Source organism: Thiogranum longum (assembly GCF_004339085.1).
Lineage (GTDB): Bacteria > Pseudomonadota > Gammaproteobacteria > DSM-19610 > DSM-19610 > Thiogranum > Thiogranum longum.
The window spans coordinates 1,173,130-1,199,714 of sequence record NZ_SMFX01000001.1 but is presented as its reverse complement, the minus strand read 5'-3'; the positions used below and the strand labels follow the sequence as shown (position 1 = coordinate 1,199,714).

Sequence of the window (26,585 nt, the reverse complement as noted above, 5' to 3'; positions counted from 1 at the left end):
TCCCGGCTATTCCGTCATGCCCGGCCCCAGCAACACCGCAATCCAGCGCGTATCATCGCGTGACGCCAGTGCAATCTGCACCGAAATCGTCAACGGCACTGACAGGAACATCCCCACGGGTCCAAACACCCACCCCCAGAACACCAATGAAACAAATACGATCAGTGGTGACAGGCCGAGCTGGTTACCCATCCAGCGTGGTTCGAGAATACTGCCAATAACGATGTTCACAACCAGGAACAACCCCGCAACACCGAGTGCCCCACCCGCGCCGAACTGCAGCAGGGCCAGCAGTACTGCCGGAATGGCCGCAATGATCGACCCGATGTTGGGAATGAAATTCAGCAGAAAAGCAAAGAAGCCCCACAACATGGCAAAATCGACGCCCATAACCGACAGCCCGACAGACACCAGAAAACCGGTCAGGGCCGAGGTCAGTAACTTGATGCTCATGTAACTCTTTATATTGTCCAGCACTGTGTAGCTTTCTGTCAGGGAGTGCTCGGGGGAACGCAGTGCAGTACGCAGTTTTACGGGAAAGCTCGAAGCTTCCATAAGAATAAAGATCACCGTCAGCAGGATCAGGAAGGCGTTGGTCAGCACGTTGCCAAGGCCTTTCAACAGTCCCGAGACCAGTGCCATGGCAGAGCCCGGGTTGAAGAAACTCAGAAAAGTCCGATCGGATACGTCAATACCCTGGGCAGCAAGCCATTGCGCCAACTCCACCACCTTGTCCTGCAACCGCTCCTGGTACGAAGGCAGTGCCTCGCTGAAGGCATCCAGCGAGGTTCCCAGCAAGGCGGCCAGCGCTACACCGGCTGCGACAATGACAAGGATAATAACGAGCAATGCCAGTGGCATGGGCATGCCCTTGCGATTCAACCAGTTCAGGTAGGGCGCACTGATAATGGAGATAAATGCCGCCAGCAGGAACGGCACAATAATGGACTGTGCGGTTTTCATGCCGGCGACAATCACAACAAGGGCTGCGAGCCCAAGTACAAAACGCAGGGCTGTCGGCTGTGAATTTATATCAGACATGGTCTTGCGTATGTACCCGTAATACAGGTGCTACGCAGCGCCCGGCTGGCAGCATCGATATCCTGCCCGCCAATCTGCGCATTGCCTGTTGCCCCGTAAGTTATTAAGCATATTGGGGAATACTACCAACAACCGCATCTAAAGCAACCGCACACCCCGGCAGCAGCGATGCCGGCTAACGCCAGTATTTTCAGTATTCTGGCTCAAGAAGTCGACAAAATATGCCGATATGCCGTCAGGTAACCCTGATTGTTACCCCAAATCACGCAATGGAGCTCCAGGATGGCAATCGCACCACAATTCACTAAATTGCTGGATATGTGTCTGGATATGGAAATCAGTCATCTTCGGCCTCTTGTCGATCGCATGTTTGAAAATGCCGATGTCGCATTGCTTGATTTCGCTGAAAAAGCCCAGAACAACATGGCGCAATCGGTGTTCTTCGAGGCGATGAACGAAGTACGTAAACGGCGCAAGGCAATTGAGCAGGGCTTTTACAAGGAGCTTAAACGCAGCTACTCGGAGTTTCCTGTCTCGCCAGGCAACGAAGGGCTTGTCAATCCGGATGACGGTGCGCTGTCCCTGGTGAACCCTGAGGACATGGAACTTTCAGTCGCCATCCAGAACGCCAGCCAGAAACTCAGCAGCCGTATCATGGACCGCATCTTTGCGCTCAAACAACGACTGTCCATTGTAAATGGTGGCAACGCAATCGACGAGTCCCAGATACCTGGCGGACCTGCCTGGCTCGGTGCAGCTTTCCAGCATGCCGTCGGTGAACTGGAACTCGAAAACAAGGTTCGCGTTGTCTTTGTCGCATTGTTCGAAAAGTACGTGCTGATCAAGGTTGACAGTCTGTTCGATGAATACAACAAACGGCTTATCGAAGCAGATATATTGCCGAACCTGCGGTATGAAGTACGCAAGCAACCCGGCAGCGTTGAAATCATCCAGAAAGAAGTTGAACCGGGCAGCGAAACGGACCAACCCGACAATACCGATATGACAGCTGACACAGAACCCGAGCAGAGTCCGTCGGAACTCGGTGATGAACTGTTTGGTCGTATCTGTGAGTTAATGGCCGTCCGGCGCACAGCACCGGCGGGCCAGGCCGGCGGGGGTGGTATCGGCGGCGACGCGGCCATGGCAGCCGATAATGTTACACCCATTCATTCTCATGCCACTGCCGGCTACGCCGGATCCGCCCCGGTATCAGGCGGCGGTTATGGTGGAGGTGCTGCGCCGGGCACAGCTGGAGCACCTGTCGAAGGGGGCAATATGGGTGGTGAACCGGGTGGTGGTGGACATTCTCCACTATTGCCACGTATCAAGCAGGTACAGGCACGTATGTCGTCTGCATCGGCCACTGTCTCCAGCGACGAGTTCATCGAAAATATCGAAATTGACCAGACTTTGATAGACCGGCTGCAGACAACGCTCACCGAGGAACGCGACAAGGTTTATGGCGACATGGATCGCCGGAAACTCCCGGCTGCAGATACCAATGTTATCGAGCTGGTCGGGTTACTGTTTGAATACATGCTGAAAGAAGACAGTCTGCCCAACATCGTCAAGGCATTATTGAGTCGTCTGCACACTCCGTTGCTCAAGGCTGCAGTAATCGACAAATCTTTCTTCACCCGTTCACAGCACCCGGCCAGAAAGCTTCTCAATGATATGACTGCTGCCGGCATCAGCTGGGTCGATGAAGGCAATATCGAGCGCGGCATCTTTCCCAAGATGAAAGAAATCGTCGACCAGGTACTGAACGAGTTCGACGAGGACGTGGATATATTTGAGGGGCTGGTCACCGATTTCGGGGAAGCCGTCGCAGATCTCGAACAGCGATCCAGTCTTGTGGAAAAACGTACCACAGAAGCTGCCAACGGACAGGAGAAACTGCAGGCTGCACGACAACGCGCCCAGCAGGAAATACAGTCACTGCTCAGCGAGCACACCATTGCCGTGGATGCAAAGGAATTCCTGCAACGTATCTGGTCAGACAAGCTGACATTTATTTTGCTGCGCCAGCCAGATGCCGATAACAGTGATGACTGGCGCGATGCAATCCAGATTGCCGGGGCGGTCATTCGTTATGCTTCACCGATTGATAGCAACGGAGAACGTGAACAGCGCGAGCAATCACTGGAAGAGCACCAGAAATCCCTGCGGGAAGCATCTGCAACCTTGCAACAACCCGACAAGGAAAAACTTCTGACCCGGCTGTTTTCCAGCCAGAAAAAACTTGTTGATGAATACAGCCCTGCTGCCGAGGTACCCGTAGAAGTTGCTGAACCGGAACCGGTCAGGGCTGAACAGAAATCTGCAACTGCCAGCCTGTCACCGGAGCAGGAAACCATGATCCATGAACTTAAATCTGTTCCGTTCGGAACCTGGTTTGAATTTACCGGTGAAGGTGAGGCTGCACAGCGTGCAAAGTTATCGTGGCGCAGTACCGTGACAGAGAAATTTATGTTCGTGGACCAGATGGGCGTCAAAGCCGCCATCATCTCCATGACAGAGCTTGCCGACAACATGATCGCAGGCAAGGTGCGTGTTATCCATGACCAGAAGAAACCTTTTGTCGACCGGGCGCTGAATGCGATACACCGGATGCTCGACCATGGTACCCGACAGACAGCCCAGGCCTGACAAAGGAGAGCAGCCAATGAACAACGAAACCAACATTAAAGATGACGAGCAACGAAGGCTCACTCGCGTCTCCATACCGGAGCATCCGCAGATCTTTGATGTAAACAACAATACGGTAGCCGGGCAGCTCGTCAATCTTTCGATCGAGGGGCTGATGATGATGAGCCCTTCCCCGGTAAACCCGGGTACTTTACTGCAGTTCCGGATCCCGCTGCAGTGTTGTGAGAGCGTTGTCGATATACTGGTTGGCGTAGAAAGTCTGTGGTGTGATGATACCGACGAATCCGGGGTGTGCTGGACCGGGTTCCATATTATCGACATCTCGTCCGAGCACCTGGAAATCATCAGCACACTGGTTTACGACTGATGCCCTGGCCGGGCAAGCCCGTTACAATACAATAATTGCATACCGCCAGACAGCAGATATACTTGGCGTATGCCTGCTGGTTTCACCCTGCCGCTCACTGTTCTTGTTCGTACGTGCGGGCTGGTGCTGCTCACAGGGCTGTTCCTGTACTCTCCGCACACGTTGGCTGCAACCCCGAATCAGACTGCTCTTGACCTGACGAGCCAGCCGGTTGGCTATATTTCCCTGGTTCTGTTCAGCCTCGCCTACCTGCTGGTCATGTGTGAAGAATTCACACAGTTGCGAAAATCCAAACCGGTCATCCTCGCGGCCGGGATAATCTGGGCACTGGTAGCCTGGGAATACAGTCGAAACGGGATGCCCCTGGCTGCCTCCGAAGCACTGCGACACACATTGCTGGAGTTTGCAGAATTATTCCTGTTCCTGCTGGCTGCCATGACCTATGTCAACGCCATGAGCGAACGGCAGATTTTTGAGGCATTACGTTCCTGGCTGGCAAGAATGCATTGCAGCTACCGCCTGCTGTTCTGGATAACCGGCGTCATTGCCTTCTTTCTTTCTCCGGTCATCGATAACCTGACAACTGCACTTGTCATGTGCGCCGTTGTACTTGCCGTAGGCAAGGATAATACAAAGTTTATCAGCCTGGCCTGCACCAACATCGTCGTTGCTGCCAATGCCGGCGGCGCATTCAGTCCATTTGGCGACATCACTACACTTATGGTCTGGCAAAAGGGGCTGGTGGAATTCGACAATTTTTTACTGCTGTTCATTCCCTCTGCTGTAAATTTCCTGATACCGGCGCTCTGTATGCATGCCTTTATTCCGGACGAGACCCCGCACTCGGATGGAGCACGGATATCGATACGACGCGGAGGCATTATTATCGTGTTCCTGTTTGCTGCCACAATCGTAACGGCCATCAGTTTCCACAACTACCTGAACCTGCCCCCCATGCTGGGCATGATGACAGGACTGGCTTACCTCCAGTTTTTTAGTTACTACCTGAAAAGAACGCATCATAACCACACCCGAAATTCCTCGAACTTTGGAGCAGTGGGTGATGTGCTCCCGATAGCACACAAGGACAAACCTTTTGACATCTACCGCCGTCTTGCCCGCGCCGAGTGGGACACGCTGCTGTTTTTCTATGGTGTCGTACTATGTGTCGGTGGACTTGGCTTTATTGGCTACCTAGGACATTTTGCCGAACTGATGTACGGCCAGCTGGGCGCTACCACCGCCAATATTCTTGTCGGCATGCTATCCGCGGTCATCGACAACATACCGGTGATGTTTGCTGTGCTTTCGATGAATCCCGATATGCCGCTCGGCGAGTGGCTACTGGTAACCCTGACCACTGGCGTGGGGGGCAGCCTGCTATCCATCGGTTCTGCAGCCGGCGTGGCATTGATGGGTCAGGCACGCGGACGCTATACCTTCTTCACACACCTGAAATGGACTCCGGTGATTGCCCTGGGGTACGCCGCCAGCATTGCCACCCACCTGTGGCTGAATGCAAGCACCTGGTAGTACCGGTCAGTGAGTGCTGTCTTTCTGCCAGATCGCCTGGCCACCGGCCGCCTTCGACAGATTTTCAATACAGGCGTCATGTGCAGCAAGTTCATCGCTATCCGGGTGAATTACGCGCAGCGCAGGACGGTCGCTGTCGAGTCGTCGCACTGGCTGCGCCAGGTGGGCACCACTGGCAGACTCTTCACCGTCACCCAGTGACAGGGTGACCTGCCCGCCTGTCATGGCCAGATAAACGTCGGCCAGAATCTCCGCATCGAGCAGGGCGCCGTGAAGATCGCGGCTGGAATTGTCGATCATGTAGCGTTTACACAGCGCATCCAGATTATTCTTCTGCCCCGCATGCATACGGCGCGCCATTTTCAGGGTATCCAGTACTCCGCAGATATCGGCAACCTGGATGCCATGATCACACAACTGCAGCTCGTGGTTAATAAAACCCACATCGAATGGTGCGTTGTGGATTACCAGCTCAGCACCCCGAATGAATTCCACGAAGTCATCGACGACATCTTCAAATACCGGTTTGTCGGCAAGGAATTCATTGGTGATCCCGTGCACCTCGATAGCACCGGGATCGATTTCCCGGCCGGGCTGCAAATACTGGTGGAAGGTATTCCCGGTCAGTTTACGGCCAACCAGTTCGACACAACCGATTTCAATAATACGGTGGCCATCTTTGGGTTCCAGACCTGTAGTTTCTGTATCCAGTACAATTTGTCGCACGTCTTTATCTCCAGTGGCGCGGGCCGGGTTGTTACCGACTGCCCTGTTGTTCAATGCCGCGGTTGGCCAGTTCATCAGCACGTTCATTTTCGGGGTGTCCGCTATGACCTTTCACCCAATGCCAGGATACATCGTGTTGCTGTGTTGCTTCATCCAGGCGTTTCCACAAATCTACGTTCTTGACCGGCTTGCGCGCGGCCGTTTTCCAGCCGCGCTTTTTCCAGTTGGGCATCCATTCCGTTATACCGCTACGTACATAGACAGAGTCGGTTGTAAGATTGACCGTGCAAGGTCGTGTAAGGCTTTCCAGTGCCTGAATGGCTGCCATCAGCTCCATGCGATTATTGGTCGTCTCAGGCTCGCCGCCGAACAGTTCTCTTTCGTGTCCATTGTAACGTAACAATGCCCCCCATCCTCCCGGCCCCGGATTTCCCTTGCAGGCACCATCGGTAAAAATCTCCACGTCACCCCGGGCACCTTGCCGGGCTGTTGCAACCTCCTTCTCAGCCATGTCCTGGCAAACCTCCATCTCGTGATTCAATCACCCCGCCGGCAAGAATGGCGCGGCGCGGTCGCCAGCGTGGCTTGATCGGTGTCAGGGTCGCAACCCGTTTCTTCGCCACCAGCAGGTAGGACGCTGCCAACAGTGGCCAGCGCTCCCGGTGCAGACGTTCAAGAACGCCCCAACGATCCCTGCCAAGCCCATAACTCCAGGGTGGGTGTGGAAAGAGATAACGCGTGTGAACCGTGTCGAAGCCCAGTAATGACAACCAGTCTTTCAGCCGGGCAAGACCGATAAAGCGTAATGCCCACGGGCCAGCACGCTGCTTGCGGCCCAGCATACGGCGCAGACCCCACCAACCATAAGGATTGAACCCCAGAACGATGAGATGGCCTTCAGCAACCAGGCAACGATCGATTTCACGTAACACCTGGTGGGGATCCTCTGCGATCTCGAGCGCGTGTGGCAGTACAAAAGCATCAATACAATCAGACTGGTACGGCAGTTGCTCACTCTCCGAAAGCAGGTCGGGACGAAGCGCGAGTCCACTGCTGCTGCGCGTCTGTACGATTCTATGGATTATGCGGCTTGCTTGCAGTGAGTCGATCTCACAGCTCGGGTCTATTACTACCAGGTGATAACCGAATACATCACTCAGTACGTCGCGCAAAGCAGCCTGCTCGGCCTCTGCCAGATGACGCCCAAGCGGTCGCCCACACCACTCCCGCAGCATATCAAGCCGGGCAATGCCGCTATGAAAGTCTCTGTTTCTGACCATTACCGGCATGATCATAACGCATACCGGGGGATCAGCTACAGTGCTTGACGCGCCCGCTCGAGGCTGTCAGCATATCGGCTAATTTTTACTGAAATTCTTTACCGATCACCCACTTGTCGCTCAATGACACCGGCTCTCCGCCGATAGAGATATTATGCTCAAGCGAATCCGACTGCTGCTCCCGACAACCGCCCTGCTACTGTGCGCCTGCGCGACACAGCCGCCTGTCGCAGAGGGAATTTCGTCAGCTCCTGACCCGGTTGAACAAACCCTTTCGCGCCCCGGAGCGGGCGCCACCCTGCTTGCCTCGGCCCAGCCCCTGAGCGGTATTCTGTCCGATACACCCGCCGCACTGGCCTCGACCGACCTGTGGGAGTCCATGCGCCGGGATTTCGGACTGCCGGCGAACAATAACGAACGTGTTCGTACACAACGCAACTGGTACGCAAGACATCCCGAGTACATGCGTCGTGTCAGCCAGCGCGCCAGCCGCTATGCAGCCTACATTTTGCAGCAGGTCCAGCAACGTAACCTGCCCGCCGAGATTGCCTTGCTGCCTATTGTCGAAAGCGCCTACGATCCTTTCGCCTATTCACACGGACGCGCCGCCGGACTGTGGCAGTTCATCCCCGCCACAGGGAAGCGCTTCAAACTGAAACAGGACTGGTGGTACGACGGCCGGCGCGATCTGATCGAATCCACGCGCGCCGCACTCGACTATCTCGAATACCTGAACAAACGCTTCGATGGTGACTGGATGCTGGCGCTGGCTGCCTACAACTCCGGTGAAGGCACCGTTGGCAAGGCAATTCGCCGCAACCGCAAGAAAGGCAAACCGATCAGCTTCTGGGATCTTAACCTGCCTCGTGAAACACGTGACTATGTGCCCAAGCTGGTCGCCCTGAAGCAACTCGTCAATTCACCGGAAAAATATAACGTATCGCTTGAGCCGGTGGACATACAACCGGCATTCGACGTTATCGATACTGGTGGCCAGATCGATCTGGCCATTGCTGCGGATCTTGCCGGTATTGACCTTGACGCACTGTATCGCTTCAACCCCGGCTTCAACCAGTGGGCAACACCGCCGAAAGGACCGCACCGGCTGCTGATTCCAAATAGTCAGGCCGAACAATTTCGTGAAGCCATCGCCGGACTACCGCCGAAGAAACGTATTCAGTGGGTCCGCCACAAAGTGGTGAGTGGCCAGACACTCGGACATATTGCCCGACGCTACCACACTACGGTGGATGCACTGAAGGCCGCCAACCAGATTCGCGGCCACTCAATTCGTGCGGGTAACCACCTGCTGGTACCGGTGTCGAGCAAGGGACAGGAGAACTACCGTCTCAGCGCAAAACAGCGCCTGAACCGTAAACAAAACACTGACCGGAAGGGTCAACGCAGTCAGCATATTGTCACCCGGGGCGACACCTTCTGGGACCTGTCGAGGCAGTACAAAATCAGCATGCGCAAGCTGGCTTCCTGGAATGGCATGGCACCCGGCGACCCGCTGCGAGTGGGTCAAAAGCTGGTGTTGTGGACAAAACAGCCATCCCGGAACAGTGCACACCCGGGCACCCGGCAACAAGCCATTCACTACACGGTACGCAAAGGCGATTCCCTGTCACGCATTTCCAGCCGCTTCAAGGTTCGTGTCAGCGACCTGCGCCGCTGGAACGGCCTTTCAAAGAAAGGTTATCTACAGCCTGGCCAGCATCTGAAACTCTACATTGACGTCACACGCCAGACCGGCACCTGAATACATTCAAGAGTCAGTGTGCAGATGCCACTAGCCACCCCAGTGAACATGCAGCGGTGCCTGGTCAAGTTGTTCAATCACCTGCTGAATGTCGTCACAAACCGGTAAATGAGGCCAGGCTATCCATTGCCCGTCATCACGCTGCCAGAAAATATGCCAACGCGTTTCATTCAACTGAATTTTAACCACCGCCTGCCCTTCACAGTGAAGCAACAGGCTGTCCTCGACAGGCTGGCAACTCAGCTCACCACCCGGGGTACTGTGTTGCAGACAAAAGGCATCCAGTTGTTTTCTGGCGCGCTGCAGTGCCAGTACACCCAGGCTCATTTCAGCTCCTCCCCTGCCGGCCGGTAAACTTTTACCTGCTGGATAAATGCCTCACGTGCAACCGGGTCATCGAGGAGTATTTCATCGATTAATGGCAGGTCCGGCAAGCACGCTTGAATCGTTGCGGCGAAAATGCCCGGCGCCTGTCCGGTCACGTAGCCCTCGCTATTAAACAGGTCGGCATCTGTCAGACCACAACTGGGCGAACGGCTTTTAAAAATATAGCCATTGGCATCAGCCAGCTGAACTGCCAACTGTTGTGCGCAGGCCTGCAGCGCCGCGGTTACATCCAGTGACGGATTGTCTGCACCGAGTGCGTGTACGCCGTCATGCAGTTTTACCAGCTGGATGGGGGGACGAGGCACACCCAGACCGATAGCGACTTCGGGACATACGGGAAACCAGTCAAAACAGGTTGAAAGCAGGTCGGTGACACAATCACTGCGCTTGTGACCACCATCGTAACGTACAGGCTCACCCAACAGGCAACTGCTTACGGCTACACGTGGTCGATTCGGTTGTTCCACGACAACCGCCTGTCAGGCTTGTGCCCCGTGTGCCTGCGCACGTGCCAGTCGCGCGGCAGGGTCATTACAGTCCTCGTCCCAGCCCGCCATGTTGCGCACCAATAACTGTGACAGCGCCTCGATGTGATCCTGACGCTCATTCAGCGCCGGGATATAGTGATACTCACTTCCGCCACTTTCAATGAACGTCTCACGGTTCTGCACGGAAATCTCTTCCAGCGTTTCCAGACAATCGGCACTGAACCCGGGGCATACTACATCGACCCGACCAACACCTGCCGCCCCCCAGTCACGCAGGGTCTGATCGACATATGGCTTCAACCATTCCTCGCGACCGAAGCGCGACTGGAAAGCCAGAAACCACTGATCATCCTCAAGCCCGAGTGTTTCTGCGAGTAGCCTTCCTGTTTTCTGAACCTCGCAAAAATAGGGGTCGCCAGCCAGCAGACAGCGTCGCGGTATACCGTGAAAGGACATCAGCAACTTGTCCGGCCTGCCGTGTACATCCCAGTGCTCACGGATACTGGCTGCCAGCGCATTGATATAGGCAGGATCGTCATGATAGTGCTGTATAAAACGCAAGCCGGGCACCAGGCGTCGCTGACCCAGCACCCGGGTCACTTCATCGAAGACCGACGCTGTGGTAGTTGCCGAATACTGGGGGTAAAGCGGCAACACCAGCAGACGGCGCGCACCTCGCTGCCGTAATGTTTCCAGTCCTTCCTGGATAGAGGGAGAGCCATAGCGCATGGCCAGTACCGTTTCGACTCGGCCTGGTACAATCCCGGCCAGTTTTTTGGCTACCCGTTCCGTCTGTTTCTGCGGGATGACCAGCAAGGGCGAACCTTCCGGGGTCCAGACAGAACGGTACAGTGCGGCCACCTTGCGTGGGCGAATACGTAAAATGACACCGTGCAAGATCAACCACCACAGTGGTCGCCATATCTCGACAACCCGGGGGTCCCAAAGAAATTCGGCAAGATAGCGGCGTACGGAAGGGGCATCCGGTTTGTCCGGTGTACCGAGGTTAACCAACAACACACCGGTGCAATCCTGCGCGTCGTGTCTGAAATCAGTTTCGTCGCTGTAACGGCTCATGTAGAACCACACTTCGATGGAGTCATCTTTGACATGGCGGCTATCCTAGCAGATCACTACAGCAGTTGCCGCACCAGTTCACGCAATCGTGCGAGTGCCTGGTCGTGTCCGCCAAGTCCCGCATCACGCGCGCAAGTACTCCAATCCCGTTTCTGCAGGAAGCGGGCAATCAGCAGGCCGGCATCGGTATCAACCAACGTATCAAGTGTGTTTTCCGACATCAAACGGTTACACAGCCAGCCCCACAGCGCGCCGATAGCGGACTCCGGGAAGCGCCGCTCAAAGGCAAAGCGTCTGACATCCTCAAGATCATCATCATCCAGTGTTTGCATACTGTCCGGCGCATTACGCATCAGCGCAATAACCATTCTCGCCTCCAGATCACGCAAGCTGTCAGACAACTGGTGCGGGAAATGCCGAAGGAAGCGTTGTCGCGCCCGCGCACACAAATCCCCACCCGTTCTGCTCAGGGGCTTGAGTACAATCACGGAATGGCTACCGCTACTGGCGCCGCGTCGTTCGCTTATACGCACCGGAGTCCAGTCAGCATTCTGCCAGAAACGCAGCAAGTCATCGTTTGCACCAAAACTGCTTCCCAGGTAGTCAATTCCTTCTGCCGCCGCAGTGTCACGGATGCAGGCGATCAATCGTGACCCCAGACCACGGCCTTGCACTGCCGGGTGAACTGCAATACGCATAACTCGCTGCGCGCGTAGCGCCGGCGCATCGACCAGGCCAAGGTGCACAGCTAGCGTTTCCGGCAGCAGGTGGCCATGTGGTCTGCGCACATCGGCGCTAATATCCTGTGCGTCTTCTGTACTGAAGCCGCCCTCTTCTGCAACCAGCGCCGCTGCTGCGATATGGCCCTGTATGCGCATTAACCAGACTGAAAGGTTCGGCCCGTCCAGCAACTGACGCAAGTCGAAGGGACGGGTTTTATAATGTGCCAGCACCAGCAAACCAAACAGTTCACGTAACAGTGTCTCGTCTTCGATCAACTGGTCGCGCTCCACGCACGATATTTGAACATCGTCCAGGCATGCACTTTCCAGCACAGCATCTGGCGCCGCATTCGCGTCAAGCATCAGCAGGCGGAAGACCAGCGGCTCCAGCGGGTCACCCTCTCCCCAGCGAACCGGTGTATTAAGCATGACGGTTTTCCAGCTGTTGGTACAGCGATCGAGCACGTTGTTGAAACGCACGGCAAAACCACGGCCAGTACCCTCATAGCCATGTACGGTTGTCGAAAATGCCATGCGTGGATAACGCTTCAACAGCTGTTCCAGCAAGGGCGCAGAAATGGCTGCAGCCTCGTCTACCAGTAACAGGTCGGCATCGCAGTCGCTGCGAACCAGGACATCTGGCGGCATGTAGCGTAACAACTGGCACTGCTCTGGGGTCAGCAGTGCAGAAGCACGTTCCATCACGGCCTCAACAGCCTGGCGGCGTGGCGCAGTCACCACGACACGGAGCTGACGCTCACTGATTAAACGGGCCGCAGCGATACCGAACGCAGCAGACTTGCCGCGCCCGCGGTCGGATTGCAGTACTACGGGGCGTCGCCGGTGTCCGCTGACAACGTGTATAACCGCTTCTACAGCGTATTGCTGGTCTTGTGTACGACAGGGTGAAAGATCAACCGTCTGTTGCTGTGCAGGCATTTCGTGAATTACAGGCCGGCGTTTTACTTCGCCTGACTCTATCCACAGACTACCCGCATCCTGCTGCAGTAGCCGGGTCAAACGCCGCAGGTAGCGGCCACTGATCTCAGAAACGGAAAACTGCGCCACCGCAATCCGTGTGTACTCCGGGTCAGACCAGGTTGACCAGTCGGCTGCCGACGGGGTAAGCAGAAACAGCAACCCCCCACCTCGCAATGTGCCACTCAGGGCGCCGAAGGCATCCGGATCGAAGCCCGACCAGGCATTGAAAACCAGTGCATCGCATTCCCGACCCAGCTGCTGGAAAGCTTCACGACCCTGGCTGACCTGTATATCCGCAGGTGCGCCATCCCCGTGCCAGTGAATATTGATACCCGGCTGCTGTTTGAGCAGTCGACCGGCCAATGCCGATACATCTGCCACATCGCCACTCAGCCACACCATGCGTCGGTGAAACTGATCACGTACTGATGCCCACAAGGCATCGACACATTCATCGATTCCGGCAGTGCTCTGTGGTGTAACGGGTTTCTGCTCGCAGGCCATGACGGGATTCTCCCAGAAACCCCGTACCCGCGCGAATCCCTGTGGCCTTATCAGCTTTTTTTCTGTTTCCTGCCCCGTACCGGGGCAATGTGGAGCGCACGCCCGTGCAATGCAAGCGCCGCCTCGTGGAATGACTCCGACAGTGTCGGGTGTGCAAACACCATTAATGCAATGTCTTCCGCACTACCACCCAATTGCATGGTTATGACCGCTTCGGCAACCAGCTCCGAAGCCTGTGCCCCGATGGCGTGCACCCCCAGCAGACGGTCGGTCTTTTCATCCGCCAGTAGCTTGATAAATCCTTCCGTATGACCCATTGCGCGTGCCCGTCCATTGGCGGCAAACGGGAACAATCCGCTGCGATAAGCCACACCCAGGGCACGAAGTGCCTGCTCGGTCTGCCCGACCCAGGCAATCTCCGGCAGGGTGTAGATCACCGAGGGAATGGTATTGTAGTCAATGTGCCCTACCTGGCCGGAAATCTGTTCGGCAACCATCAGGCCTTCTTCCGACCCCTTATGCGCCAGCATCGGGCCCCGCACTGCATCACCGATTGCCCACACACCCGGGAGATTGGTCGAACACCGTTCGTCTACATGGATAAAACCCCATTCATCGAACAACAGGCCGGATTCATCCGAAGCCAGGTTTTCTGTGTTGGGGTGACGCCCTACGGCAACGACGAGTCGATCGAACTGCATGGAATGTTCGCCATCCGCATCCTGATACTCCAGTTCCACTTTATCATTTTTCACTGCACAGGCTGTCACACGACTGCCCAGCCGTATATCCAGGCCCTGCCCGGTGAAACTGCGCAGCGCCTGTGTTGCCACCTGTTCGTCTGCAACAGGCAGGAAACTGTCCTGCGCCTCCAGCAATACAACCTGCTCACTACCAAGACGTTTCCATACACTGCCCAGCTCGAGCCCGATAACACCGGCGCCTATAATACCCAGTCTCGCCGGGACGTTATCGAATGCCAGTGCGTCGGAGGAGTCAACAATGTATTTTCCGTCATGCGTAATACCGGGTAACTGTACCGGTGAAGAACCAGGGGCCAGAATGATATGCCCGGCACGCAGCGATATTTCATCTTCACCCTGCCGAACCAGGACTTCACGGTCTGCACCAAGCTGTGCACGTCCCTGTATGTGTGTCACACCGTTGGCCCTGAATAACTGCGCAATGCCCTGGGTCAGTTCATGCACTACCTGCTGTTTACGCTGCATCATGACATCGAGGTCAAGACTGACACCCGTCACGTTGATGCCATGTGCATCCAGCCCCTGCCGGGCATGTGCATACTGCTCCGAGGACTCAAGCAGTGCCTTGGAGGGAATGCAACCGACATTGAGGCAGGTTCCACCCAGTGCAGGCTTTCCGTCCGTATCAGTCCAGTCATCGATACAGGCTGTTTTCAAGCCGAGTTGCGCGCAGCGAATCGCGGCCACGTAACCGGCCGGCCCCGCACCCACGACTATGACCTGGTATTCATTCGACATTCAGTTCACACACCCAGCATCAGCCGTGCCGGGTCCTCAAGCATATCCTTGATCGTCACCAGGAACTGAACGGCTTCACGCCCGTCAACCAGCCGGTGATCATAGGAGAGTGCAATATTCATCATTGGCCGGATAACGACCTCGCCATCCTCTGCCACGGGTCGATCCTGGATCTTGTGCAGTCCAAGTATGCCACTTTGGGGCGGGTTCAGAATGGGTGTTGATAACAATGATCCGAATACACCACCATTGGTCAGGGTAAAGGTTCCACCGGTAATATCTTCCAGCGACAGGGAGCCATCCCGTGCCTTGCCCGCATAGTCACGTATCTGTATCTCGACATCCGCCATGGCCATACGGTCGGCATCACGCAGTACGGGCACGACCAGGCCACGTGGCGATGATACTGCAACACCAATATCGAAAAATCCGTGATAGACGATATCTGTTCCGTCAATCGACGCATTGAGCTCGGGAAAACGACGCAGTCCCTCGATGGCCGCCTTGACAAAGAATGACATGAAACCGAGACGAACCCCGTAGCGTTTCTCAAAGGCATCCCGGTGGCGGGCACGCAGGTCCATGACCGGCTGCATGTTGACCTCGTTAAAGGTCGTCAGCATCGCTGCATTGTGTTGTGCTTCCAGAAGGCGTTCGGCGATACGCGCTCGCAGGCGCGTCATCGGTACGCGCTGCTCCGGACGGTCTGCGTTTATCGCAGCGGGTTCTTCACTGCGAGCAAGCGCAGGTGTCTGGTCTGCCGAAGCAACCTGAACAGAATTTTCAGCCGGAGTTTTCCGGTCTGGCTCAGGTGCCTGCTCCAGCGCCGCCAGCACGTCTTCCTTGAGAATGCGGTGACCGCTGCCGGTGGCAGGGATGGAGTGGATATCCAGCCCGTTCTCCTCAATCAGCTTTCTCGCCGCCGGTGTTGCGAATGGCATTTCGTCCTGTTCAGCTGTAGCAGTCACTCCGGCAGTTTCCGGCATATCCGCAACATCCTGTGCCGCTTCCTCACGCATGCGCCCGATTACCTGTCCGGAAGTGACTACCGCACCGGCATCTTCAAGGATTTCTTCAAGTACACCCTCTTTTGGCGCCGGGACTTCAAACACCACCTTGTCTGTTTCAATATCTACCAGCGACTCATCCCGCTTCACCGTATCGCCGGGTTTTTTGTTCCACGACAAAATGGTTCCATCCGCAACGGATTCGGGGAAAACAGGAACCTTGAGTTCAATCGACATCACGTATCCCTTCAGGTATCGGTTTGTTTAAGAACGGGATCAGATCCAAGCGCTTCTGATACAAGCTTGTGCTGCTGCTGCAAATGCAACCAGGCATATCCGACCGCAGGTGCGGCTGAAAATGGTCGCCCGATATAGCGTAATCGCGAGGGGTCCGGCAGCGTTGCATCCAGGTGATGTTTAATCGAGAACCATGCACCCTGATTTTGTGGCTCTTCCTGGCACCAGATAATTTCATTCGCATTCGGGTATCGCTCCAGCTGTTTATGCAATTGCGCCTTGGGGAACGGGTATAAACGCTCGACACGCAGTATGGCGATATCCTTGATTTTCTGCTCGCGGCGTTTTTCCAGCAGCTCGTAGTACACCTTGCCGCTGCACAACACGACACGCCTGACCGTACTATCGGACAACTCATCCACCTCGGGGATCACAGGCTGGAAGTCCCCTTCACTGAGATCTTCCAGGGTGCTGACCGCAAGACGGTGCCGCAACAGGCTTTTGGGCGACATGACTACAAGTGGCTTGCGGCATTCGAGCATAATCTGGCGGCGTAAAAGATGGAAAATCTGGGCCGGTGTGGTTGGTACGCAAACCTGCATGTTGTGCTCGGCACACAGCTGCAGGTAACGCTCCAGGCGTGCCGAAGAATGTTCCGGCCCCTGGCCTTCCAAACCGTGCGGTAACAGCATGACAAGGCCGCAAAGCCGGTTCCATTTTTGTTCACCGGCGCTGATGAACTGGTCGATGACAACCTGTGCATTGTTGGCAAAGTCACCGAACTGTGCTTCCCAGATCACCAGTGTATTCGGGTCAGTGGTTGCATAACCATACTCGAAAGCCAGCACAGCCTCTTCCGACAACAGTGAATTTATAACCAGAAAATTAGCCTGTCCTTCACGGATATTACGCAGTGGAATATAAGCCGAACCATCTTTCTGACAATACAATACTGCATGACGATGGAAAAACGTGCCGCGCCCGCTGTCCTGCCCGGACAGTCGCACCGGGTAACCTTCGTCCACCAGCGAGGCGTAGGCCAGCGTTTCCGCGAAGCCCCAGTCTATCGGCAAGGCACCGGCCGCCATTTTGCGCCGGTTACTGATAATCTTGCCCACGTTCGGGTTCAGCTCAAAACCATCCGGCATATGATCCAGGCTGCGCCACAACTGGCGCAATCGTTCAATGGAAACGGTGGTGTCCAGAAATGCAGTACAGGCCTGCGCCAGGTAAGGCTCCCAGTCTACCGCCCAGGGGTAACGGGCTTCTTCCCTGGTCATCAGTCCGTCTACGGCTGTCTCACCGCGGTCAAGACGATCACGACAGGCATCCATTATCTGTTTCGGAACAGTTTCGTGACACACGCCCTCTTTTACCAGGCGTTCCGCATAAAGTGCGCGCGGTGTTTTGTGATCGCGAATGGCCGCGTACATTACAGGCTGGGTCGCCGTCGGTTCATCGGCTTCGCTGTGGCCATGACGGCGGTAGCATACGAGGTCAATCACCACGTCCTTGTGGAAATTCATCCGGTAGTCCAGTGCCAGTTGTGTCACGCTAATAACGGCATCCGGGTCATCACCGTTAACGTGAAGAATAGGTGCATTGACCATCTTGGCAATATCCGTGCAGTACAGGGTTGAGCGCGCATCCTTCTGACTACTGGTGGTAAAACCGATCTGGTTATTGACAACGATGTGCACGGTTCCCTTGGTGGAATACCCGCGAGACTGTGACATGTTGATGGTTTCCATCACCACGCCCTGCCCGGCAAATGCTGCATCGCCATGAATCAGGATCGGGACAACACGACGGCCTTCATCATCGCCACTACGTTGCTGGCGTGCGCGCACTGAACCCTCTACCACTGGTCCGACAATTTCCAGGTGGGAAGGGTTGAAGGCGAGATTGACATGCACCCTGCCGTTTTCGGTTCGCAGATCTGACGAGAAACCCTGGTGATATTTTACATCGCCAGAACCGTTAAAATGTTTTCCGGCCTTGCCTTCGAACTCTTCAAACAGCTCGGCAGCTGTTTTGCCCACAATATTGATCAACACATTGAGGCGACCACGGTGTGCCATGCCGATACTGGCTTCCTTAACACCATGTGTGGCGCCACGCCGGATCAATTCATCGAGTAACGGAATCAGTGAATCGCCACCTTCCAGCGAAAAACGTTTCTGCCCGACATAGCGGGTATGCAGGTAACGCTCAAGCCCTTCTGCAGCCGTCAGGCGTTGCAGGATATGCAGTCGCGCCTCGGCCTCAAGCGACGCGCGCCCTCCCGCGCGCTCGATACGCTCCTGTATCCAGCGTTTTTCCTGCGTTTCGGTAATATGCATGTATTCGGCACCGATGCTGCCACAGTAGATTTCATGGAGCTTCGTGACGATATCGCGCAGGGTGGCACGCTCGCCAATGGCCAGGGAACCGGTATCGAACAGGGTATCGAGGTCAGCCTCGGCAAGGCCATGGAATTCAGGTGTCAGTTCTGCAAGATCCGGTTTCTCGCGCAAACCCAACGGGTCAATATCGGCAACCTGGTGCGCACGGAAGCGGAATGCGTTGATCAGCTGCAGGACGCGGATCTGCTTTTCTTCATGCACGGGGGCGCCCGGCTTGCAGGGCTCAGAACGGCGTACTGCAAACGGCTGCCGCGTCATGGCACGGAACGTTTCACGAATGGTCGAGTGTGACGGCTCGGCACCGTGACCGTTGACCCGTGGCAGCGTCTGGAAGAAGGTCCGCCACTGCTCAGGCACATTGGCCGGATCCGTCAAATAACGCTCGTAGAGATCTTCGAGGTACGCCGCATTGTGACCCGCGAGTTGCGAATCTTCCCAGAACTCCAGCAAGCCCTTGGGCCGGGTGATGTCATCCATTCTTGGTTGTCCCTGCCAGTTGAGCGACGGCTTTCCGACACTTGTTAACTATAGGCAAGAGTTACGCCAACTCCATGGGTTAGACCGGGTTTCTAACCAGAGTTTTAGACCGGGAACAGAATGAATGCAAGTAAAACGGGTGCACAGACATCGGGTATGCGACCAATGCCTGAAACCAGCTTCTCAGTCGCTGTACAACCCGAGCGGGTCCCCGGGATCGACACCCTCCATGAAGGGCATCCTGCGGTCACTGTGGGTCACCTGGTAGACCAGCCCTATCCAGTTACCGACCACGGCTTCCGCAGTATCGTGCCAGGTGTTATCCAGCAGGCTGACCAGTTGCGCCTCGGGGAAATCCGGCCTGTCCATATTTTCCCTGCGCACTGCGTCCAGCCGAAGCCGGTACTCGTTCAGTACAGCCTGTGCACGTGGACCGAGATAATTGGCCGGGAATGGGGGATAGCCATCGCGCTGACCACCTAACCACAGGAATACCTCTCGTTTGTATTCTTTCAGCAACGAGACGGTGTCGTACTCGGGATGCCCCTGGAAAAATACAACACGCAATCCATCCGCGCTGGTCGCAAGGTGTACGCCTACTTCACTCTCCACCAGTACATGCAGACCGGCGTCACGAAACTGTTCCGGTGTCACTGCATTCCAGCGAGAATGCGGGACATCGAAACGCGTGTTGACGTCATTGACCAGCGGGTGCAGCTTGTCTACCACGCGGTGCGGAAACACACCCCAGACCTTGTCATCCTGCGGGACGCGTACCTTGTTATGCCGGAACTGCAATACGGCATGGGTTGCCAGGCAGGAACACAATGTTGAAGTAACATGCTCAAACGACCAGTCCACAACCGCCTTCAACGGCTCCCAGAATGGCTGATCTCCCAGCCGGGGGCCGACCACATTGGCGCCGGTGATAATCAGTGCATCCAGCCCTTCATCCCGGATTTTTTCGAACGGCTCGTAATAGGCGTCGATGTATGCCTGCGCCTCTTTGCCGCGCTCCAGTTCCGGCAGGGTAAAGGGATGCACATAAAACTGGGCAATCGGGTTACTTTCACCGACCAGGCGAAAGAACTGTCGTTCGGTCGCCGCCAGTGCCGCATCGGGCATCATGTTCAGCAAACCGATGTGCAGTTCACGAATATCCTGCTGTGACGCACGGTTTGGTGCGAGCACGCGCGTTCCTTCCTGCTTGAGGCGCTTGAAGGTCGGCAATTCATTGTGGGCAACCAGTGGCATGATGCGTCAGTCCGTACGTTCGATAACGGTTTCCAGGAGGTTGAGGAAATCCTTCTCATCACGCACCTGCGCGACTTCCTGTGAAGTCACGGTATAACCGTGCGGTCTGGCAATCGCCTCATAACGGGGAATTCGCGAATGAAACAGGCGCGGGAAAACCCAGCGGGTAAAATCATCCGGATCCATCTCTGCTGCATACGCCAGCCCCTGTTCCGCCAGGTAGATATCCAGCTGCTCGCTGAGGAACCCGGGACGGTAATACAGTGGCTTTGGATCACTCTGCGCGCGCGCTATGAGCTTCGCCTCTTCTTCCTTGTCCGTTACCTGGATATAGAGAATCAGCGTGTGCTCAACCAACAGGTCGATCACTGAAGGCTCCTCCAGCTCACACAGGCTGCCGCCTACATCATTGACAAAATGCGGGTAGCCGTAAATCTGCTGGGCCTTGTGAATAAAAGCCGGCACATCACGCATGGCGGCAATCTCGGCATCGTGATACGCGGCCTGGCGACGCACGAACTCATCCAGTGGCACACCGCCCCGTTCGGGATCACCCAGCTTGCCGACAAAACTCAGCACTGGCCCCAGGTCATTGACCTTGATGTTGTTACGGATATAAATCCAGTCGCGACGCAACAGGTTTTTCAGGAAAGGCACCTGCATGGCCTGCTGCTTGATCAGGTCAAGAATCGCTTCGTCAAGATAGCGGGTACCAATACGGTAATCACCGGAATAATGGAACCAGTCGTGTCCGCACAGCAGCGACGACAGGTAGGTCTTGCCGACCCCCGACATCCCCAACAGGGTTACCTTCTTGTGCTTCCAGGCCCGAAACCCGTCGATATCGAATTTCACCGCTACCACTCCGAAACGTGAGAAAGCGTTTGATTATGCGGTATTTACACCAGGTCTGGAAGCCTGCGGGAGCGCGGATTGGCCAGTTTGTTTTTCAGCCGCGTTAATAACACGCCTCTACAGGTCGCCTGCCACGCAGGAATCCGCTCAATCTATACCGGTCATTAGCGGACGCTTCCCGCTTCCGCCGCCGCCATGCAGGTGGTGATTTTCAGGTGGTGTACTTCAGTATCGATACTCTCCCAACCCGTCGTCCGGTACCCGACATTGCCGAACTGGCCCGGCTGATTTTCCGGCGGGTCAACAACATCCATTCTGTCGCGCAAATATAACCACGGCTGAATGGAAAAATCCTCGGGAATATCCAGCCCAAGAGAAACAGAACCATAGTCACTGTGTACTGACAGGTGCGTACCGTTGATCGTATTGAAGCGGGATTCTTCAGCAGACATCTGCCCATCCACACGCAGGCTGGACGTGGTGTACGGCGAACGAATCACCTGTTCCGGTAGTGCCGGATCATTGCGCCAGTCGACCGTGGTCAGTGTTTCAACGTCACTGAAAAAGAGCCCCAGGTTAAACGGTATATTTACGATGGTATCCATGACAAAGCTGTCCGGCATCATTATGTAGTCGATATACAGTGTCGGGGTTTTCAGTTTCCACATGATGCGAACGCGGTTTTCCGTACGCCGTATCACGCGTAGCGGTCCGACCTTGACCCGGGTCAGGCGAGAACTGTAGTCCCTTGTCGTGCGTCTGAACGAAATGAAACCGAACATCTTCCCCTGGTGGCGGATCTTCATGGTATCAAGCAGGTTCGGCGTCCAGTCACCGGCTGGGGTTCTCCACTGGAAGCTGTCGATTATGAACGGGTGTTGAGGGGAAAAGCCGATTTTGTAAATACCGCTTTCGACACGGTCTGCTGCTGTCTCGTAAGTCATATGATTGTTACCCGATACACCCCTTACAGGGCTGGACAGCACAGCGTAGACCCAGCCTGACGGCCCGCCCATTGCATCGATGACCTCGATCTCGACCAGTGCCCCTTCGCCGCTGTTCGGTGTGTTTGCCGGGTACCTGGTGCCGCGATCAGCCAGCCTGAAAACGATTTCATCATTCGGCCCCAACACCGGTAGCTGGCGGCCTGGCTCAGGTTTGTCGTCCAGCAGATAGCGTCCGTCACCATCACGTTGGTCTATTTGCAATCGTATCGGGGATAGTTGTTTCTCACGATAACTCAGCAAACCGATCCGGTTTACCGGTGTGCCGAGCAAAGCCGGCAGTTTGTCGGCGGACATAACCGCCAGCGCATCAGCTGACCTGCAACCCGAAACCGATATCGCACCGGACTGCGCCATGGCAACCGTTCCTGTGGCCAGACCCGCTCCACCCAGACAACAGGCGAACAACCATATACAGTAGTGGCGCATCACAACGTCCCCCGATTCTTTTGATGTAGACGGTTACTACTTGCTTGCAAGTCTAGCGCCCGATGTAGAAAATGTCTACTTAATGAGTAAAAACTACCATCATGGAAATCTCCGCCAGGCACTGATCCAGGCGGCAGTACCGGTACTGAAGAAAAAAGGCCTTGTCGGTCTCAGTTTACGGGGACTGGCAACGGCGCTGGGCGTCAGTCATGGCGCACCCTATCGTCATTTCAGCAATAAGACTGCATTACTGGAAGCCATTGCCGCAACCGGGTTTGTGGCACTGCAGGATATTTGTCAGGAAGCAGAACGCAGGTTTCCGGAAGATCCGCGAAAACAGCTGTATGAAGCCGGTATGGGATACATTTTTTATGTTGCCCGGAACCCGGAAATTGCTGACCTCATGTTCAGACCTGGCCTGTCACCCGAGACCAGTGGCGCAGACATTCAGCAGGCAATCGACGCGGCAGTAGGCAGTCTGTCCTCTATTATCGAGAACGGAAAACGTGAAAAGCTGTACTCCGATCATGAAACCATGGACCTGGTGCTGACCAGCCTGGCGACAGTCCACGGCCTCGCAATGTTCATTGCCAGCGGCATGTTGATCGACCCGGCGGCGCCGAAGGACAGGATCGAGGCACTGGGGAAAAGGGTCTATGACATCCTGATGCACGGGATGGAAAACGCGGATTCGGACTGCGGTCCCTGAGCCTGGAATCTGGCCGGAAATTTCATTCCGGAGGACTTTCCTGTATGGTTGGTCGCTGTTTTTTTACTTGCAGACCCAGCGGGTCGAGGATTGCTTCATGCCGATTGAGCAAAACAAGGTCGTCACCTTGAATTACACCCTGAAAGATAAAGATGGCAACGTCATCGACGAGTCCAAAGACGGCACCTTTGCCTACTTGCACGGCGCCAATAACATTATACCCGGACTGGAAAATGCCCTGACCGGCAAGAACGCTGGCGACAAAATGGATGTTGCAGTGACCGCAGCAGAAGGCTACGGCGAACGCGATGCTGAAAAGACCCAGACTGTTCCGCGCAACATGTTCCCGGATGATGTCGAAATCGAAACCGGCATGCAGTTTCACGCCCAGGGCCCTGGCGGAGAGACACTGGTTGTAACCGTGGTCAAGGTCGAAGATGACACCGTCACGGTCGATGGCAACCACCCGCTGGCCGGTGTTGATCTTAACTTCGACGTTGAAGTCATGGATGTTCGTGATGCGTCAGAAGAAGAACTCCAGCACGGCCATGTACATGGCCCGGATGGACACGACCACGACTGATCACCCGTCAGCCGGGTTTACACCGGGGAACCCTGCACATACCGTTATGCCGGCCCAGGCCGGTATAACGGGGCAGGATATTGCCTGAACCTGTTTCAGCTTCCATCCCCGCAGTTCTCAATCTCGAACTCCAGCGTCGAGTGAGTAATATCAAACATATCACCCAGACGATCCTTTAATGCAGCCTTGATTCTGGCAGTATCTTCAAAGCGATCAATGACAATATGCGCCTCCAGCGCGCTACGGTGTTCATCAATTTGCCACAGGTGAATGTGGTGTACATTCCGCACCCCCTCCACCGCTTCCATCGCCGCCCTGACATCCGCAATCGACACACCTTCCGGTGTGCCTTCCATCAGCAGATGGATGGTTTGCGGTAGCATGCCGAACGCCTGGTACAGCACATAGGCCGCGATCACCAGCGTCAACAGCGTATCCGTCCAGTACCAGCCGTACAGCAGGATCAGAGTACCTGCGATTACCACGCCCACCGAGGCCAGCGCGTCCGAGACATTGTGCAGGAAGGCAGCGCGGATATTCATGCTGTTTTTTGACATGGTCCAGGTCAGTATTGCGGTAGCCACATCCACTACCAGCGCGACACCGGCAACAATTACGACAATCCAGCCCTCTATAACCTGTGGCTGAAAGATCCGCCACACCGCCTCGTAGAGCAGGTAAATCCCGATAATCACCAGCGACACCAGGTTTACCAGTGCCGCGATCACCTCGGCGCGCCGGTAACCGAATGTTCGCAAGTCATCAGCAGGCTGTCGCCCGATCCTGCGTGCCAGCCATGCAATCAGCAGCGAGCTTGCATCACTGAAGTTGTGCAAGGCATCGGCCACCAGTGACAGACTGCCGGACACTATTCCGCCCACCACCTGTGCCACCGTCAGCAGCATATTGGCAATAATGGCGAGCAGCAGTCGCCGGTCACCCATACTTTCAATATCGTGCTGGTGTACGTGATCGTGGCTCATGCCCGCGGCATGACCCGAAGTGAGATGTCCGGATGCAGGACAAGCGCGGTGCAATTCACCTTCATGGCAGGATAATAAACGTCGCTGCGATAAATTCCTATATGAATCGATGTGCTGGCAGGATATAAGCGCTTCACTAATCCGGAGGTTGTTTACTACCCCCCGGCGTTTATCGCGGAACGTTTACCGGGCCTGAATACCGCTTATTTTATTGTGCTCCGAACGAATGAGACGCACCTTGTCACTGCGCCTGAGTTTCTTGATCGCTGCTTCGCGCCGGCTGGCACTGCTGCGGTCGTGCCCCCCTTCCAGATACACCAGGTGTTGTGGCTCTCTGCCACGGAAGTAGCGTGCACCACGCTGGCTGGTATGCTGTTGAAAACGCCGCTCGGCGTTATTGCTGATCCCGGTGTACAACGAATTATCGCTGCACAAAATCATATAGACCTGCCAATTGCTCATGGTTCTTCTCTCACCAGTGCCTCGCCACACTGCCGACAGTGGTACCGTGCTTCGCCACGCTGTACACGATTATGACGACAACTGGTCAGCTGGTGTGTCTGGCAGGCACAGCGGTACGGGAAGCGACGTTGCCGACGGACCGGCAAACCGGTCAGGTCGTAGCGCGCCGTTACGTGAGGCTCAGCGCCGAGTGCACGCATCACTGAGCGCCATTCCGCACCATGTGCACGCACCCGGCGCAGACCCCAGAGCTGGTCAACCACAAAATGAGCCACTTCGTGCGGCACAGTCTCGTTAAGATTATCTTCAAAGTAACGCGCGAAGATCCAGGGGTTATAACGAATCGCAGCCTCGCCACGCAATACGCGGTATTGCCCTGCCGCACGACCGGATAAATCAAACTGCACTGGCGGCATGAAAAATTTCCGTTCAAACAGACTTGCCGCACGTACAATACAGTCCTGTGTGGCCTGACGTACCTGCGCCTGCTGTGGTGTATTGATCAACTCGAGAGACATGGCTGACATCATAACCAAAAACTGCCCTGACAGGGACCCGGGAATATTGCCACACCTGTATACTGTCATGCATGGGACGCTACCGACCACCACAACCCGAATCATCGCTGTATATCACCCGTACGGGCTATGACGGCCTGCAACAGGAACTCAGTGACATATGGAAACGTCGTGCTGAAGTCACCAAAGCCCTGTCTGCCGCCGCGGCCGAGGGCGACCGCTCCGAAAATGCCGAATACATTTACCGGAAAAAAGAACTGCGCGAAATAGATCGGCGAATCCGTTACCTGCAAAAGCGTCTTCCGGAACTGAACGTGGTTTCCGATCCCCCAAGTGACCAGACACGCATCTTTTTCGGTGCATGGGCGACACTGGAGAACGATGACGGTGAAGAAGTCACCTATCGTATTGTTGGCCCCGATGAATTCGACCCGCGCAAAGGCTGGATCAGTATGGACTCACCCATGGCGAGGGCGCTGATGAAAAAAGCCATAGATGATGAGGTTGAAGTACGTATCGGCGAGAGAGCATCAGATTACCGGGTACTGGATGTTCGCTACTCTGAACCAGGCAATGACCAGAGCACCGACAAAGACTCCCGAACCTGAAAGTATACAGCCAGGCCCCGGCTGGATACGAG

Annotated in this window: 24 protein-coding genes; 7 read left to right on the top strand and 17 right to left on the bottom strand. The window is 55.5% G+C overall.

Translation table 11 applies throughout. From position 1 onward, the window contains the following. Positions 1-6: 6 nt before the first annotated feature. Positions 7-1,041, bottom strand: a complete 1,035-nt coding sequence (locus DFR30_RS06035) for an AI-2E family transporter (protein WP_132971803.1) — start codon at positions 1,039-1,041, stop codon at positions 7-9. A 282-nt stretch (positions 1,042-1,323) separates the two neighbouring features. Here DFR30_RS06035 and DFR30_RS06030 point away from each other — a divergent pair, with 282 nt between their 5' ends. From DFR30_RS06030 to nhaD, 3 genes are all read left to right on the top strand, one after another. Further along, the gene (locus DFR30_RS06030; protein ID WP_132971802.1) at positions 1,324-3,693 is read left to right on the top strand and encodes a DUF1631 family protein; all 2,370 of its coding nucleotides are present in this window, start codon (positions 1,324-1,326) and stop codon (positions 3,691-3,693) included. 16 nt (positions 3,694-3,709) lie between these two features. Next, positions 3,710-4,060: a PilZ domain-containing protein gene (locus tag DFR30_RS06025; RefSeq protein ID WP_165869110.1), complete on the top strand. Its 351-nt coding sequence runs from the start codon at positions 3,710-3,712 to the stop codon at positions 4,058-4,060. Between the two features lie 69 nt (positions 4,061-4,129). After that, the gene (gene nhaD / locus DFR30_RS06020) at positions 4,130-5,593 is read left to right on the top strand and encodes a sodium:proton antiporter NhaD (protein ID WP_132971800.1); all 1,464 of its coding nucleotides are present in this window, start codon (positions 4,130-4,132) and stop codon (positions 5,591-5,593) included. 6 nt (positions 5,594-5,599) lie between these two features. On the opposite strand, the gene dnaQ is transcribed toward nhaD, so the two are convergent. Genes dnaQ through DFR30_RS06005 form a run of 3 tightly spaced genes read right to left on the bottom strand, consistent with a single transcriptional unit; the run spans position 5,600 to position 7,614 of the window. Further along, entirely contained in the window at positions 5,600-6,319 is a 720-nt protein-coding gene (gene dnaQ, locus DFR30_RS06015; RefSeq protein ID WP_132974396.1) for a DNA polymerase III subunit epsilon, read from the bottom strand. Positions 6,320-6,350: 31 nt separating this feature from the next. After that, entirely contained in the window at positions 6,351-6,830 is a 480-nt protein-coding gene (rnhA, locus tag DFR30_RS06010; protein WP_132971799.1) for a ribonuclease HI, read from the bottom strand. Beyond that, on the bottom strand, positions 6,823-7,614 hold the full coding sequence (locus tag DFR30_RS06005) for a class I SAM-dependent methyltransferase (RefSeq protein ID WP_132971798.1): 792 nt from the start codon (positions 7,612-7,614) through the stop codon (positions 6,823-6,825). Before DFR30_RS06005 ends, rnhA begins: the two co-directional genes overlap by 8 nt. A 139-nt stretch (positions 7,615-7,753) precedes the next feature. Here DFR30_RS06005 and DFR30_RS06000 point away from each other — a divergent pair, with 139 nt between their 5' ends. Further along, positions 7,754-9,361 (top strand): lytic transglycosylase, encoded by a 1,608-nt coding sequence (locus tag DFR30_RS06000; RefSeq protein WP_132971797.1) that lies wholly within the window; start codon positions 7,754-7,756, stop codon positions 9,359-9,361. A 30-nt stretch (positions 9,362-9,391) separates the two neighbouring features. Here the strand turns inward: DFR30_RS06000 and DFR30_RS05995 are convergent, their stop codons facing one another. The 10 genes from DFR30_RS05995 to DFR30_RS05950 form a co-directional block, all read right to left on the bottom strand. After that, positions 9,392-9,688, bottom strand: coding sequence for a DUF3024 domain-containing protein (locus DFR30_RS05995; RefSeq protein ID WP_132971796.1), 297 nt, complete (start codon positions 9,686-9,688; stop codon positions 9,392-9,394). Continuing rightward, positions 9,685-10,215, bottom strand: coding sequence for a 2-thiouracil desulfurase family protein (locus DFR30_RS05990; RefSeq protein WP_132971795.1), 531 nt, complete (start codon positions 10,213-10,215; stop codon positions 9,685-9,687). Before DFR30_RS05990 ends, DFR30_RS05995 begins: the two co-directional genes overlap by 4 nt. 12 nt (positions 10,216-10,227) lie before the next feature. Then, positions 10,228-11,313 (bottom strand): ferrochelatase, encoded by a 1,086-nt coding sequence (gene hemH, locus DFR30_RS05985; RefSeq protein ID WP_132971794.1) that lies wholly within the window; start codon positions 11,311-11,313, stop codon positions 10,228-10,230. Positions 11,314-11,369: 56 nt separating this feature from the next. Further along, on the bottom strand, positions 11,370-13,520 hold the full coding sequence (locus DFR30_RS05980) for a tRNA(Met) cytidine acetyltransferase TmcA (protein ID WP_132971793.1): 2,151 nt from the start codon (positions 13,518-13,520) through the stop codon (positions 11,370-11,372). Positions 13,521-13,570: 50 nt separating this feature from the next. Then, the gene (lpdA, locus tag DFR30_RS05975; RefSeq protein ID WP_132971792.1) at positions 13,571-15,022 is read right to left on the bottom strand and encodes a dihydrolipoyl dehydrogenase; all 1,452 of its coding nucleotides are present in this window, start codon (positions 15,020-15,022) and stop codon (positions 13,571-13,573) included. A gap of 5 nt (positions 15,023-15,027) precedes the next feature. Beyond that, positions 15,028-16,266: a 2-oxoglutarate dehydrogenase complex dihydrolipoyllysine-residue succinyltransferase gene (gene odhB, locus DFR30_RS05970; RefSeq protein ID WP_132971791.1), complete on the bottom strand. Its 1,239-nt coding sequence runs from the start codon at positions 16,264-16,266 to the stop codon at positions 15,028-15,030. 11 nt (positions 16,267-16,277) lie between these two features. Beyond that, a complete protein-coding gene (locus tag DFR30_RS05965) occupies positions 16,278-19,148 on the bottom strand; it encodes a 2-oxoglutarate dehydrogenase E1 component (protein WP_132971790.1) in 2,871 nt (956 codons plus the stop codon). Positions 19,149-19,331: 183 nt separating this feature from the next. Further along, positions 19,332-20,402: a homoserine O-succinyltransferase MetA gene (gene metA, locus DFR30_RS05960; RefSeq protein WP_132971789.1), complete on the bottom strand. Its 1,071-nt coding sequence runs from the start codon at positions 20,400-20,402 to the stop codon at positions 19,332-19,334. A gap of 6 nt (positions 20,403-20,408) precedes the next feature. Continuing rightward, entirely contained in the window at positions 20,409-21,257 is an 849-nt protein-coding gene (locus DFR30_RS05955) for an ATPase (protein ID WP_132971788.1), read from the bottom strand. 164 nt (positions 21,258-21,421) lie between these two features. Then, positions 21,422-22,690: a hypothetical protein gene (locus DFR30_RS05950; RefSeq protein WP_132971787.1), complete on the bottom strand. Its 1,269-nt coding sequence runs from the start codon at positions 22,688-22,690 to the stop codon at positions 21,422-21,424. A gap of 82 nt (positions 22,691-22,772) precedes the next feature. Here DFR30_RS05950 and DFR30_RS05945 point away from each other — a divergent pair, with 82 nt between their 5' ends. Together DFR30_RS05945 and DFR30_RS05940 are read left to right on the top strand one after the other, a co-directional pair. Continuing rightward, positions 22,773-23,399, top strand: coding sequence for a TetR/AcrR family transcriptional regulator (locus tag DFR30_RS05945; RefSeq protein ID WP_132971786.1), 627 nt, complete (start codon positions 22,773-22,775; stop codon positions 23,397-23,399). A gap of 97 nt (positions 23,400-23,496) precedes the next feature. After that, on the top strand, positions 23,497-23,982 hold the full coding sequence (locus DFR30_RS05940; protein ID WP_132971785.1) for an FKBP-type peptidyl-prolyl cis-trans isomerase: 486 nt from the start codon (positions 23,497-23,499) through the stop codon (positions 23,980-23,982). 95 nt (positions 23,983-24,077) lie between these two features. On the opposite strand, the gene DFR30_RS05935 is transcribed toward DFR30_RS05940, so the two are convergent. From DFR30_RS05935 to DFR30_RS05925, 3 genes are all read right to left on the bottom strand, one after another. Then, a complete protein-coding gene (locus DFR30_RS05935; protein ID WP_132971784.1) occupies positions 24,078-24,965 on the bottom strand; it encodes a cation diffusion facilitator family transporter in 888 nt (295 codons plus the stop codon). A 183-nt stretch (positions 24,966-25,148) separates the two neighbouring features. Continuing rightward, positions 25,149-25,427 (bottom strand): GIY-YIG nuclease family protein, encoded by a 279-nt coding sequence (locus DFR30_RS05930; RefSeq protein ID WP_207891822.1) that lies wholly within the window; start codon positions 25,425-25,427, stop codon positions 25,149-25,151. After that, entirely contained in the window at positions 25,424-25,957 is a 534-nt protein-coding gene (locus DFR30_RS05925) for a SprT family zinc-dependent metalloprotease (RefSeq protein ID WP_165869109.1), read from the bottom strand. Before DFR30_RS05925 ends, DFR30_RS05930 begins: the two co-directional genes overlap by 4 nt. A 59-nt stretch (positions 25,958-26,016) precedes the next feature. Here DFR30_RS05925 and greB point away from each other — a divergent pair, with 59 nt between their 5' ends. Continuing rightward, a complete protein-coding gene (gene greB / locus DFR30_RS05920; protein WP_132971782.1) occupies positions 26,017-26,553 on the top strand; it encodes a transcription elongation factor GreB in 537 nt (178 codons plus the stop codon). Positions 26,554-26,585: the final 32 nt, after the last annotated feature.